The sequence below is a fragment of the Bradyrhizobium sp. LTSPM299 genome (genome assembly GCF_000938235.1).
Lineage (GTDB): Bacteria > Pseudomonadota > Alphaproteobacteria > Rhizobiales > Xanthobacteraceae > Bradyrhizobium.
Genome location: NZ_JYMU01000007.1, coordinates 17,823 through 30,996, shown reverse-complemented (window position 1 = coordinate 30,996; position 13,174 = coordinate 17,823). Strand labels below are relative to the sequence as shown.

Below are 13,174 nucleotides of genomic sequence, written 5' to 3'. Positions count from 1 at the left end.
GCGGCGAGACGTCCGCCTCGAAAAAGGGAGAGCGATAATGCGACGATTGCTGAAGGCAGGGATTCTGGCGGCCTTGGCGCTGACTGCGCAGGCCGGCCGGGCCGAGGACATCACCCGCTTCGCGCCGCTCAAGGCCGAGGAGTTGTCGCCGGCGCAGAAGGCCTGGGCTGACCTGATTTCGGCGCCGCCGCGCAACGCCAAGTTCACCGCGCCGCCCTATCGCGCCTATATCCGCAATCCCGATCTGGCGCCAAAGCTGTCCGCGCTGTCGGAGTATCTGCGCTGGAACACGTCGCTACCGCCGCGCTTGAGCGAAATGGCGATCCTGATCACGGCGCGGCACTGGACCGCGCAGTATGAATGGTTCGCGCACCACCCACTTGCGCTGAAGGGCGGCCTCGATCCGAAGGTCCTGGACGCGATCGCCAAGGGCACGCGGCCTGACGGGATGAAGGACGATGAGGCGGCGCTGTACGATCTCGGCATCGCGCTCTATCGCGACAGGAAGGTCAGCGATGCCGTCTACCAGGCCGCACAGGACAAGTTCGGCGAGCGCGGCATCATGGATATCATCGCCATCATGGGCTATTACGACCTGGTCTCGATGACGCTGATCACCATGCAGGCCGGCGCGCCGAACGACAGCGTGCCGCCGCTTCCGGTGCTGGAGAAGTAGCGCGGGCGGCTTTGAAGTCCTGAATCACAGAGCTAACCGCGTCATTGCGACGAGCAAAGCGACGAAGCAATCCATGGCTCCGCAAGTGGAGGTATGGATTGCTTCGCTTCGCTCGCAATGACGATGAGACGCAGCAAAATTATCCCGTCCTACCTTCGATAGCTGCTGGCGCGAGAGTAGGTCGCGCGGCTGTCCTGGGCCGGGCGGGCTGCCAGGCTGCCGCGCGTCTCGCTGGTGTGCGGCGTCGCGGGCCTGAGGTCCTCGAGGAAGATCGGCCTGGCGAAGTAGTAACCCTGCGCATAGCGGATCTTGGTCGCCGCCTGCAGATAGGCGAGCTCCTCATAGGACTCGATCCCCTCGGCGATCACGGTCATGCCGAGCACCTCGCTCAAGGATTCTATCGCGCGCAGGATGCCCTGGCTGCGCGGCCGCTTGTGGATGTCCGTGATGAAGGACCGGTCGATCTTGATTTCGTCGGCGGTGATGTCGGCAAGCGCCGACAGCGACGAATAGCCGATGCCGAAATCGTCGATCGAGATGCCGACGCCGATCTGGCGCAGCATCGGCAGGATCTGGTCCTGGAATTGCGATTTGGTGATGAAGGCGTCCTCGGTCACCTCGATCATGAAGCGCCTGGCAAAGCCGGTGTCCTCGATCGCGCGGGCGAACGAGCGCATGAAGTCGGGGTTGGCGGCCTGCTTGGCGGCGACGTTCATGCTGATCGTCGTGGTCGGACCGAAGGTGTGGTTGATCAGGTCGATCGACTTGACGATTTCCGCCAGCACCAGATGCGTCAGCTCGTCGATCAGCCCGAGTTCGACGGCGAGGTTGATGAAGGTGCCGGGCGCCTGGATCACGCCCTCGTCGTCGCGCAGCCGCACCAGCGCCTCGATGCCCTTGACCTCCTGGGTGCGGATATCGACCTTGGGCTGAAACGCACAGCAGAAGCGCTTCTCCAGGATCGCGAGCCGCAGCGACTGCTCGATCTTCATCCGCGCCAGCGCCTCGCGCTCCATGCTATCGTCGAAGAACGCGGTCGCGCCCTTGCCGTTGTTCTTCACCCGATACATCGCGATATCGGCGTTCTGTCGCAGCGCCTCGTAGTCCCGGCCGTGCTCGGGATGCAGGCTGACGCCGATCGAGGTCGAGGCGAAGATTTCGGACTGATCGATGAAAAACGGCGCCTTCAGCCGTTCCTGTATCATATGGATGAACTCGGCGACCTCGTGATCGCCGCTGACCGGGTTCAGCAGCAGCAGGAACTCGTCGCCCGAGATGCGCGACAGGATGTCGGTGTCGCGCAAGGCGTGCCCGAGCCGCTTGGAGAGCTCGATCAGCAGCGCATCGCCGATCGCGTGGCCATAATAGTCGTTGATGTGCTTGAAATTGTCGACGTCGAGGAAGGCGAGGGCGAAATGCGCCTGCGGCCCGTCGCGGCGTATGAGGCCGTTGACCCGATGCTCGATCACCCGGCGCGTCGGCAGGTCGGTCAGCTCGTCGTAATAGGCAGAGCGGAACAGCTGGTCCTCGAACGCCTTCTGGTCGGAGATGTCGGCCGAGGCCGAGATCAGGAGATTGCGCCCGGCGATCTGCACCGGCCGGTGCGAGGTGAGGAACACATGCTTGGACGCGCCGCAGGTCAGGGCCTCTTCGAGCACGACCGGGCTGCCGCTGCGCAGCAGTTCGAGGCAGGTCTCGTGGCGGTCGTCGATCTGCGTCGGCTGGCTGGCATCGGCCGCGAGCTGCAATTGTGCCGCGGCCGCTTCGTTAACAAGGATGAATTCGCCGCGCTCGTCCTGAACAGTCACGCCCGAGGGCAGCAGGCGGAGAAGATCCCGCAAAATTTGCAATTCATTGCTGGAATTGCCTTCATTTCCGGCCGCTAACGCACCGGACTGAAAATCGTGTTTGGTGAGACTATGCATGCGCGAAGCTTGGCAAAGTCCGTTGTAGTTTTGGTTAAGCGGAACTGAGAAAAGCCGTGACAGCATGAGAGAGCTGTGGGCTTCGCAAGCCGTCGGCAATCGTCATTAACAGACTATCAACGCGCGGCGTTGGCGCTTGCGCGAGCGATTTCGGTTCCCACGGTTTCCGTGCGCACCTGAAATAGCGTATCGGGCCGGGATCGGTTTCTCAACCGGCGGGAAGCTGACACTGCATGGTGCAGTGAATGCCGGTCTTCAGGTAGCTGATCTCGGTCTTGCCGTCGAACGGCCGCAGCGCCGAATTCAACAGCTTGGTGCCGAAGCCGGCTTCGCCGATCGCTTCGACCGCCGGCCCCTCGGTTTCGTCCCAGGTCACATTGAGGCGGCCATCGCCCGCCGTCCACGACACCTGGAGGAACCCGCGTGGCGAGGAGAAGGCGCCGTATTTGCCGGCGTTGGTGGCGAGTTCATGGAAGATCAGCGCCAGCGAGACCGCGAGCTTGGCGGGCAGAAACAATTGCTCGCCATTGAGGTTGAACCGCACATGGCCGTAAGGCCCGAGCTCCGAGCGGAGCAAATCCTTGATATCGCATCCATAGCCGTCGACCCGCGTGATCAGATCGTCGGTTGCCGACAGCGCGCGGATGCGGTGATCGATGCGGTCCCAGACGTCAGGCCGGTCCTGCAGCGCTTGGTGCAGCACGGCATGAATGGTCGAGGACTTGTTCTTCAGCCGGTGCTGCAATTCGTCGACCACCATCTTGCGGTATTGCTCTTCCTCGATCAGCCGCTGGGCGATTTCGCGTTGTTGCGCGACCATCGAGCGGTAGTGCTCGACGCCCCAGATCGCGATGCCGCACACCGCCCAGAAGATCATCAACAGCGCAAAGCGGGCGGGATCGACGCTTGTTCCGCTGAAATTGACGGCGACGCCGAGCGCGCCGCTGGCAAGCGCGGTGGCGATCCCGATCCGGAAGCCGCCGAAGGCGGTGGCGAAGAACACGGCCGGAAAATACGGCGTGAAGAACACATCCGGCCTGATCTGGGCGAGCCCGAAGCGGGTGGCCGTGGCCAAAACGAGACAGAGCAGGGCGAAACTGCCCGCGAAAAGCGTCGAGGGCTGGGAAATGCCCTGCCAACCCGTCCTGAATTCATCGATCAGCTTCGTCATCCGCTGTTACTTCACGTGATCAGCGGACCCAAAATAAGGCCGCCGCGACCGAAAACCTGCAGTTGTGTCCTTCCGGCCACAGCCGGACCCGTGCCAGCGTCGCATGCGAGCGTAGCTGTGCTTGCGTTGCCCGGGATGGACGCGGAATATCTGCGGCATCAAATTGGACTGGGGGATCGGGATGGGACGGCTGGACGGCAAAGTCGCGGTGATTACGGGCGCGACCAGCGGCATCGGGTTGCGCACGGCGGAAGTCTTCGTCGCGGAAGGAGCAAAGATCGTGATCGCGGGCCGCCGCGCGGCGGAAGGCGAGGCGCTGGCGAAGCAACTCGGTTTTAACTGCCTGTTCCGCCAGACCGACGTCACGGTCGAGGATCAGATGCAGGCGCTGATCGCGCTGACGGTCGACAAATTCGGTCGGATCGACTGCCTGTTCAACAATGCCGGCGGCCCGGCGCAGACCGGAGGCATCGAAGGCCTCGACGTTGCGCGATTCGATGCCGCGATGGCGACCTTGCTGCGCAGCGTCATGCTCGGCATGAAGCATGCCGCGCCCCATATGCGCAAACAGGGTTCCGGCAGCATCATCAACAATGGCAGCATCGCCGGCAGGCTCGCCGGTTTCTCCTCATCGATGGTCTATGGCGCGGCCAAGGCCGCCGTGATCCATTTCACCAAATGCGTGGCGATGGAACTTGGCGAGGACGGCATCCGCGTCAACTCGATCTCGCCCGGCGCGATCGCGACCGGCATTTTCGGCAAGGCGCTCGGCTTGTCGACCGAGGCTGCCGAGAAGACGCCGGTGGTGATGCGTGAGATCTACAAGGCGGCGCAGCCGATCCCGCGTGCCGGCCTGCCTGACGACATCGCGCATGCGGCGGTGTTCCTGGCGAGCGACGAGTCGGGCTTCATCAACGGCCACGATCTCGTCGTCGATGGCGCCATCACCGGCGGCCGCAACTGGACGCAGCAGCAGGCAGGCTATGTCGCCCTGCGCAAGGCGTTCGATCAGGGGACGGGTTAATTCTGGAGCATCCGTCATTGCGAGCGAAGCGAAGCAATCCATGGCCCACTAGCGGAGGAATGGATTGCTTCGTCGTTTCAGCGCAAAATTGCTCTGCAATTTTGTGGTGAGCTGCTCGCAATGACGGGGGAGGACATCATGCTGTTCGCAATGGTCAGTTGCTTTAGCCGGCTCCGTTTCCCATGAACGCGAGGCTCGAGCGGCAGCTGCGCTATCTCGGCGCCATCATCGTCGCCGGTGCGGTGGCGAGCGTTGCGGTCAATCTCGCGCAAGGCCGCCATACAGCGCCCCAGCTCATCGCGGCGCTTGCTTACACCTTCGTGACCGCCGTGGTGATCGGTAGCGTCGAGTTGTTCATCCTGCAGGACTCGGAGTGGCTCCGCCGCTTGCCGTTCGTTGCCCTTGTGGCTGTCCGAAGCACGATCTATGCCGTTTTCATCATTGCCATCCAGTTGCTTCAGGTCGGCGAGCGCGCCGCCGGCCTGGAGTTGCAAACCTCGATCGAGGATTTTTGGCGCAGCATCGCCTATTCGGCGGTGATCTCGGTGATCCTGAACTTCGGTTTCAGCATCGCCAATCTGATCGGCCCGCGCGTCTTCCTGAACTTCGTCTCCGGCCGTTACCATTCGCCGGTCGAGGAGAACCGCTTCGTGCTGTTCGTCGACATTGCCGGGTCCACCGGTCTCGCCGAGCAGCTCGGCGGCATCGGCATTCACCGCTTTCTCGACCGTACCTTCCGCCTGCTCACCGAATCGGTCGTGGACTATCGTGGCGAGGTGCTGAACTACATCGGCGACGAGATCATCGTGACCTGGCCGGAGCAGTCCGGCGCGATTGATTGCCGGCCGCTGCGCTGCTTCGTGGCGATGCGCCGCGCCTTGCAGAAGGCCGTGCCGGAGTTCGAGCGCGAATTCGGTGCCGCACCGCAAATCCGTGGCAGCCTGCATTTCGGGCCGGTGATCGTCGGCGAGATCGGCGACGTCAAGCCTGCCATCGTGTTCAACGGCGACGTCATGAACACCGCGGCGCGGCTGGAAGAATTGAGCCGCAAGGTCGATGGCGGCTTCCTCGCCTCGCGCGCTGCGATGGCGCGCTTTGCTTCAGCGCCGCCATTTGCCGTGCATGATCTCGGCACGCTGCCGATCCGCGGCCGTATCGACGGCATCGAGGTGGTCGGGATCGGGGCGGTGGTCGCGTCGGCTTGAGAGCGTGATGGTGGTCACGTCGCTACACTCCTTTGTCCACCCTGCAATTCCTAATGCTCGACCCGATACAGGCGCCATCGCTGCGGTATGCCCTTGAGTTGGTGAACGCCGCGATCCGTGAAGCGGATTTCAGACGTCGACATCAGATCCCTGACCGCGCTCGAAACCAGGACTTCGCCGGCACGTGCTTTGGCCGCGACGCGCGCGCCGATGTGAATCGCGAGACCAATCACCTCCGCCCCGCTCACCTTGTATTCGCCCGCGTGCAGCCCTACCCTGATCTCCAGCCCCAGCGTGCGCACGGCTTCACGGATGGCGGTCGCACAACGGACCCCGGCGGCCGGCGCGCGGAACGTCGCCAGCAATCCGTCTCCCGTCGTGACAACTTCTTTTCCGCGCAAAGTCTTCAGCTCTCTGCGGACGGCGGCGTAATAGTGATTCATCACCTGGGCCCAGCGCGAATCGCCGAGCCGTGCGGCTTTTTCGGTGGATCGGACAATATCGACAAAGAGGATCGTGGCGAGTGCTTGTCCGAGCTCGGCGCTGCGATTGGCGGTTCGTCGCCGGGGCGCGATGTTTCCAGTCAGCGGTTCGTAACGATGGCTGCGTCGCCGTGCGATTGCGGCTTTTGCATAGTCCTTGGCACGCTGCTCCGTGCGGCAGCGGATTGTTTTATCGCGCGGTGGAAGCGTCCAGTAAACCTTGCGCCCTTCTCCCGCGCCATGGACCTCCACGGCGCCCCACTTCAGGAGAACCGTCGAGCCAACCCGCCGAATACACCATGCCTTCGAGGTGTACCCGGACACGTTCGACTGATGGACTCCGATGCGAAGGAATTTGGGCATGAACGTGCCGCAGATCGAAAGACCGTATGGGCTTATCTAGGGCAAAGCGTAGTCAACCATTCGGGCGTTGGCAACATTCCTCCCATCGAAACGTCGTCAACGGCTCTCGTACCAACGCGCGAGCCGGGTAGGGTGGGCAAAGCGACAGCGTGCCCACCATCACGAGCACGGCGTGAATGGTGGGCACGTCGCTACGCTCCTTTGCCCACCCTACGAAACTGTCAGTTATCGACGTTGATGAGGCTCTGTCCTACGCCGGCTTCACCATAACCCGCAGGCCATCGCGCGGCTTCGGGATCGGCCACATCTGCCAGTCGGCCTTGTAGCCCGGCGGCAGCGATACTTCGAGGTTCTGCACGAAATGCCGCGCAAAGCACTTCGCCTGCATGTAGGCAAAATGCAGCCCGATACACATATGCGCGCCGCCGCCGAACGGCACCCACGCGAAGCGATGGCGCGCGCGTTGTGCTTCGTCGGTGAAGCGCATCGGGTCGAACCTCTCGGGCTCGGGCCAGATCTCCTTCATATGATGGGTGAACAGCGGATTGACGCCGACCAGCGTGCCGGCGGGAATCGCATAAGCCCTGAACGAGAAGTCGCGGACCGCGCGGCGCGGCATCGACGGCACCGGCGGCTTCAGCCGCAATGCTTCCTTGAACGCCATCTCCGCCATCGGCAGAGCGTTGAGATGGTCCAGGCTGGTGGGTTGATCAGCGGCAATGCCGAGCGCGCCGACCTCGTCACGCAGCTTGTTCTGCCAGTCGGGATTGGCGGCGAGCTCGCCGACGAACGACGTCAGCGACGAGGTCAGCGTGTCGTGCGCCGCCATCATCAGGAAGCTCATATGGTCGATGATATCAGGCTCGGACAGCAGCGCGCCGTCCTCGTGGGTCGCCTGGCACAGTTGCGAGAACAGATCGTCGCCGCCGCCTTTGGCGCGCCGGATCGGAATCTGCTCGGAGAAATAGGCGATGATCCGTTTGCGTCCCTTGACCCCGCGCGCCATCTGCGTGCCCGGCAGCGGCTTGCGGATCGGTGCCACCGCCGCGGCCACCATGTCGACAAAGGCGCGGTTGATCTGGTCGACCTCGGGGCCGATGTCGGCGCCGAGGAAGGAGGTCGCAGCGAGGTCGAGCGTGAGCTGCTTCATCGCTGGATAGACCAGCATCTCGCCGGGTCTGGCTTTCCACTGCGCCACCCGCGCGGCGATGCCGCGGTCGAGTCCGGTGAAGTATGACTTCATCGGCTTGTCCTTGAAGGCGAATGACAGCGCACGGCGGTGCAGCCGATGCTCGTCGAAGTCGCGCAGCATCAGGCCGCGCGGGAACAGCAGGCCGAGAATCGGGCCCCAGCCGTGCTCGGAGGAGAATTGTTTCGCCTGGTCGAACAGCACGAGTTCGTTGGCCTCGGGCCCGAGCAGCACGATGTTGGTCTCGCCGAACATATGGCTGCGGTAGCAGAGGCCGTGTCGCGCGGCGCTCTTCTCGACGAACCCCTTGGGGTCCGCCAGCACCTGCAGCGTCTTGCCGATGATCGGCCAGCCCTCGTCGCCGGGAATATGGGTCAATGAATTTCGCTTGGGCGGCGTGAACGTATAAGCGGTGGGCGCGACACTCTGCATCGACATGGTCAGTGCTCCGGTCGGGGCGTCTCGCTCATAAATAGCCGGTTTGCGGCGCCATCGCAAAGCTCCGGTGCGGCGGATCGCCGTGGTCTTCAACAAGCTGGGCGACGACACCGCGTATTGCTGCGCGACGCTGGGGCCAAAGTTGAGGGAGTGCGGGATTAAAACATCACGCCTTGTGTTTCGCGGCCGCCTTCTGCAAATCAGGCGCATTCACCGCGGGGATGGCGACACGTCCCGTGCCGGTAAGCTGAAGTGCTGCGGCGGCTTTGTCGTTTTGCATGATCTTGGCCATCACGGCCTGGCCGGCGCGCTCGAACACCGCGCGGTTGTCGATCACGAACTGGCGCGACTTGCGCAGGCTGTCGATATAGCCGTTGATTTCAGGAACAACATAGCGCGCGACCATGTCCCAGCTGCGGCGGGTGTTTTCCGGATTGGCCCAGTCATGGGCGAAGCCGACGATGGTGCCGACGCCGCCGGAGACATCGACCAGGTTCTTGATCATCTTCACGAGATCGTCGGGTGTGCCGATGGTGGAGGCCGCGCCGTCGACGAACGCGGTCTTGTCGACCGCTTCATCGGGCGAAGCGTACGCGGTCAGGCCCGGCCGCATCAATGTGCCGACATTATAATCATTGTGCCAGCGCATCAGGCCGGGGCCGGCCTCGCGCCGCGCCTGCTCGCGGGTCTCGGCGACGTGCCACGACAGCAGCACGCGCCAGTTCGCGCGGCTCACCGTGGTGCCGGCTTTCTGCGCGGCGTCCTCGGCGAATTGCCATTGCTGCGGCAGTGCCATCAGGCCCTGCGTCGACATCGAGCCGAGCGAGATGATGCCGATGCCGTATTTGCCGGCGAGCGTCATGCCCGACGGCGAGATCTGCGAGGCCACCACGAACGGCATGTCCTCCTGTAGCGGCAGGATCTGCAGCGCGGCGTCGTTCATCTCGAACCAGTCGGTCTTCGCCGTGACGCGCTCACCGTTGAACAGGCGGCGGATCACCGCAATCGCCTCGTCCTGGCGGTCGCGCTGGGTCATCGGATCGATGCCGAGCGTGTGCGCGTCGGACGCGAGTGCGCCCGGACCGGAGCCGAAGATGGCGCGGCCGCCGGTCATGTGGTCGAGCTGCACCATGCGCTGCGCGACGTTGAAGGGATGGTGATAGGGAAGCGAGATCACGCCGGTGCCGAGCTTGATGCGCTTGGTGCGTTCGCCGGCCGCGGCCAGGAACATTTCCGGCGAGGCGATGGTCTCCCAGCCCGACGAATGGTGCTCGCCGCACCAGAATTCATCATAGCCGAGTGCGTCGAGCTGCTCGACGAAATCGAGGTCGCGGCGGAATTGCAGCATCGGATGCTCGCCGATCGGGTGATGCGGGGCGAGGAAGGCTCCGAATTTGAGGCGCGCCATGGGTCGTTCTCTCCGGATGATTGTTATTGGGGGCTTTCCGCCAACCTACGGGGTGGCCCGGGGCAAGGCAATGCTTCGAGGCTGCGGCGCCCGCATGGTTGTTGCGCGAATCGGCCCCGCTTGCCGCGGTCCGGAATGTTTCCCAGCGCGTCAACGCAAGTTCGGCGCGATGCCGCAGGCGGTCGGCCGCGCCTACCGCGTCATCCTGTTCCAGGCATCGAGCCCGGCGATCTTGTAGGCCTCCGCGAGCGTCGGATAGTTGAAGGTGTTCTGGATGAAATAGTCGATGGTCCCCTTCAGATTGAGCACCGCTTGGCCGATGTGGATTAGTTCGGTCGCGCCTTCGCCCAGGATGTGCACCCCGAGCAGCCGGCGGGTCTTGATCGAGAAGATCATTTTCATCATGCCGCTGTTCAGCCCCATGATATGGCCGCGCGAGGTCTCGCGAAACCGCGCGATGCCGACCTCGTAGGGGATGCCGCGGGTGCGGACCTCCTCCTCGGTCAATCCGGTGGTGGAGATCTCCGGCACCGAATAGATGCCGTAGGGGAAGTATTCCGGCGGCGCCATCGGCTCCATGCCGAGCGCGTGGCAGGCGGCGACGCGGCCCTGCTCCATCGAGGTCGAGGCCAGGCTCGGGAAGCCGATCACGTCTCCGGCGGCATAGATGTGCGGCACCGAGGTCTGCAGCGTCATCGGATCGACCGCGATGCGGCCGCGGTGGTCGACAGTGATGCCGGCGGCGTCGAGATTGAGCCGGTCGGTGGCGCCGACGCGACCGGCGGCGAACAGCAGCATCTCCGAGGTCACGGCGCGGCCATCGGCAAGCCGGGTCTGGATCGCGCCGCTGGTGGCGCGCTCGATCGCCGTGACGGCGGAGCCGAGCCGCAGCGAGACGTTGCGATCGCGCAGCTCGTGCATGAATTCGTCGATCAGCTCCTTGTCGATGAAGTCGAGGAAGGTCGGCCGCGGCTCGATCAGGGTGACGGCGACGTCGAGCGCAGAGAAGATGGTGGCATATTCGACCCCGATCACGCCGGCGCCGATCACGGCAAGGCTGCGCGGCAGCTTCGGCAGCTCGATGATCTCGTCGCTGTCGAACACCGATTTGCCGTCGAACGGCACATAGTCGGGCCGGAACGGCCGCGTGCCGCACGCGATCAGGATATGGGCAGCGGAGACCACTTTGGTCTCGCCGTTCTGCGCCGTCACCTCGATCTGATGCGGGCCGACGAAACGCGCTTCGCCATTGGCGGTGCGCACCAGATTGCGGCTGAACTGATGCTCGAGCACCTCGACCTCGTGGTCGAGCGTCTTCTGCAGCCGCACGATCAGATCGTTGGCCGCAATGTCCTGCTTGACCCGGTAGGAACGCCCGTAGAAGCCGCGCTCGCGCCAGCCGGACAGGTTGAGCACGGTCTCGCGCAGCGTTTTCGACGGGATCGTGCCGGTATGGACCGAAACGCCACCGACCCGGCGTCCCTTTTCGACCACCAGCACCGACTTGCCGAGCTTGGCGAATTGCACCGCAGCCCGGCGGCCGGACGGGCCGGAGCCGATCACCAGCATGTCATAGTCGACCATCGAAGGCAGTCCCGAACGCGCGAAACGACTGAAAAGGTGCAAAATGCGCTCAAATACATGCAGCAATCGGGCCAATCCCGGCGTTCGCTCCCCTCGGAGGCAAGCAAGCTTACCTCCGAGGTAATCGCCGGGATGACCGTTTCCGGTGATGATGCATGCAACAGAATCCCGACAGGACCGCACCGCATGCACCAGATCGTATCGACGCGAGCGGACTCATCCCGCCGCTGGTGGGTGCTGGCGATTGTCGTCGCCGCGCAATTCATGTTCGGTGTCGACGCCTTCATCGTCAACGTCGCGATCCCCACCATCGCGTTGGAGCTGCACGCGAGTCCGGCACAGATCGAGGCTGTCATCGCGATCTACCTGATCGCCTATGCCACGCTGGTGGTGACCGGCGGCCGGCTCGGCGATATCTACGGCACTAGGAATGTGTTCATCACCGGCGTCGCGGGCTTCTCGGTGACGTCGCTGTGGTGCGGCCTGGCGCAATCCGGTCCGGAGCTTATTGTCGCGCGGCTGGCGCAGGGCGCGACCGCGGCGCTGATGGTGCCGCAGGTGCTGGCGACGCTGCATCTGTTGTTCGCAGATGGCGCCCGCGCGCGAGCGTTCGGCATCTACGGCATTGTGCTCGGGCTTGCGGGCGCCGCGGGCTTCATGCTCGGCGGCGTGCTGGTGACGCTCGATCTCGCCGGCCTCGGCTGGCGCGTGGTGTTCTTCGTCAACGTGCCCTGTGGCGCCGTCATTATCGCGGCGGCGCTGAAGATCATGCCGACGGTGCCGCGCCGGGCCGGCACGCGGCTCGATATTCCTGGCGCCGTGGTGCTGTTCATCGGCCTGCTGTGCCTGATCGGGCCGTTGCTGTTCGGCCGCGATCTCAATTGGGCGGCGTGGATTTGGTTGGTGATGGCGGCAGGTGTTGCGATCATCGCGGCGTTCGGGCGGCTGGAGCGCACTGTGGCGCGCCGCGGCGGTATGCCGTTGATCGATCTGTCGCTGCTGGCAGATGCCGCCTTCATGCGCGGACTGGTCGCGGTGTTTTTCTTCTTCTTCGCCAATCTGTCCTTCTACCTGATCATGACCATGTTCATGCAGAAGGGCCTGCAGATTGCGCCGCTGCAGGCGGGGCTGGTGTTCGTGCCACTGGCGCTGACCTTCGTGGTCGCCTCGCGTCATAGCGGTATCAGGGCGAAACATCGCGGCACGCTGGTGCTGATCGAGGGCTGCCTGTTGCAGATCGTCGGTCTCGCGGTGCTGGTGGCGACCGTTGAGGTGGTCGCGGCGCCGTCGGCACTGATGCTTGCGCTCGTGCTGATGGTCTTCGGCTATGGTCAGGGACTGGTGATGGCGCCGTTGTCGAGCGCAGTGCTCTCGAGCGTGAAGCCGGCAAGTGCGGGCGCGGGCTCCGGCATGTACGGCACCACGGCGCAGATCGGCAACGCGGCCGGTGTCGCGACGATCGGTGCGGTCTTCTTCGCCGTTGAGACTGTTATTTCGGCACGCGTGGCATTGTTCGCAGCGTGCGCATTGTTTGTGCTGTCGATCGCCATTTCAGCCGCATTTCTGTCATGGATGCGCCGCGTCAGCGCATGAATCCGGAGACGCGTGGCGCGCTTTTTTCGAAAAGATCATGCTCAAACAAGGTGCTAGGCAACTATTTCAACCGATCGTCGTGCACTTCAGCGCCGATCACGCATTAACGCCGATTC

General features: G+C 63.8%; 10 protein-coding genes. 4 read left to right on the top strand and 6 right to left on the bottom strand.

Annotation, left to right across the window (positions count from 1 at the left end):
- The first annotated feature begins 37 nt into the window (after window positions 1-37).
- Complete coding sequence (locus tag UP10_RS04625) at window positions 38-676, top strand: carboxymuconolactone decarboxylase family protein (protein WP_044586219.1); 639 nt, start codon at window positions 38-40, stop codon at window positions 674-676.
- A gap of 149 nt (window positions 677-825) precedes the next feature.
- On the opposite strand, the gene UP10_RS04620 is transcribed toward UP10_RS04625, so the two are convergent.
- Together UP10_RS04620 and UP10_RS04615 are read right to left on the bottom strand one after the other, a co-directional pair.
- Window positions 826-2,601: a putative bifunctional diguanylate cyclase/phosphodiesterase gene (locus UP10_RS04620; RefSeq protein ID WP_044586218.1), complete on the bottom strand. Its 1,776-nt coding sequence runs from the start codon at window positions 2,599-2,601 to the stop codon at window positions 826-828.
- A gap of 208 nt (window positions 2,602-2,809) precedes the next feature.
- Entirely contained in the window at window positions 2,810-3,772 is a 963-nt protein-coding gene (locus tag UP10_RS04615) for a sensor histidine kinase (protein ID WP_044586217.1), read from the bottom strand.
- Between the two features lie 181 nt (window positions 3,773-3,953).
- On the opposite strand from UP10_RS04615, the gene UP10_RS04610 reads away from it, so the two are divergent.
- The gene (locus tag UP10_RS04610) at window positions 3,954-4,796 is read left to right on the top strand and encodes an SDR family NAD(P)-dependent oxidoreductase (protein WP_044586216.1); all 843 of its coding nucleotides are present in this window, start codon (window positions 3,954-3,956) and stop codon (window positions 4,794-4,796) included.
- Window positions 4,797-4,978: 182 nt separating this feature from the next.
- Window positions 4,979-6,001, top strand: coding sequence for an adenylate/guanylate cyclase domain-containing protein (locus tag UP10_RS04605; protein ID WP_044586215.1), 1,023 nt, complete (start codon window positions 4,979-4,981; stop codon window positions 5,999-6,001).
- A 50-nt stretch (window positions 6,002-6,051) separates the two neighbouring features.
- On the opposite strand, the gene UP10_RS04600 is transcribed toward UP10_RS04605, so the two are convergent.
- From UP10_RS04600 to sthA, 4 genes are all read right to left on the bottom strand, one after another.
- Complete coding sequence (locus tag UP10_RS04600; protein WP_044586214.1) at window positions 6,052-6,846, bottom strand: adenylate/guanylate cyclase domain-containing protein; 795 nt, start codon at window positions 6,844-6,846, stop codon at window positions 6,052-6,054.
- Window positions 6,847-7,096: 250 nt separating this feature from the next.
- Window positions 7,097-8,473: a cytochrome P450 gene (locus tag UP10_RS04595; RefSeq protein ID WP_044586213.1), complete on the bottom strand. Its 1,377-nt coding sequence runs from the start codon at window positions 8,471-8,473 to the stop codon at window positions 7,097-7,099.
- 166 nt (window positions 8,474-8,639) lie between these two features.
- Window positions 8,640-9,881, bottom strand: coding sequence for an LLM class flavin-dependent oxidoreductase (locus UP10_RS04590; RefSeq protein ID WP_044586212.1), 1,242 nt, complete (start codon window positions 9,879-9,881; stop codon window positions 8,640-8,642).
- A gap of 192 nt (window positions 9,882-10,073) precedes the next feature.
- Window positions 10,074-11,465 (bottom strand): Si-specific NAD(P)(+) transhydrogenase, encoded by a 1,392-nt coding sequence (sthA, locus tag UP10_RS04585; protein ID WP_044586211.1) that lies wholly within the window; start codon window positions 11,463-11,465, stop codon window positions 10,074-10,076.
- 186 nt (window positions 11,466-11,651) lie between these two features.
- On the opposite strand from sthA, the gene UP10_RS04580 reads away from it, so the two are divergent.
- Window positions 11,652-13,058 carry an MFS transporter gene (locus UP10_RS04580; RefSeq protein WP_044586481.1) on the top strand — a complete coding sequence of 469 codons (1,407 nt, stop codon included), beginning with the start codon at window positions 11,652-11,654 and terminating at the stop codon, window positions 13,056-13,058.
- Window positions 13,059-13,174 lie beyond the last annotated feature (116 nt).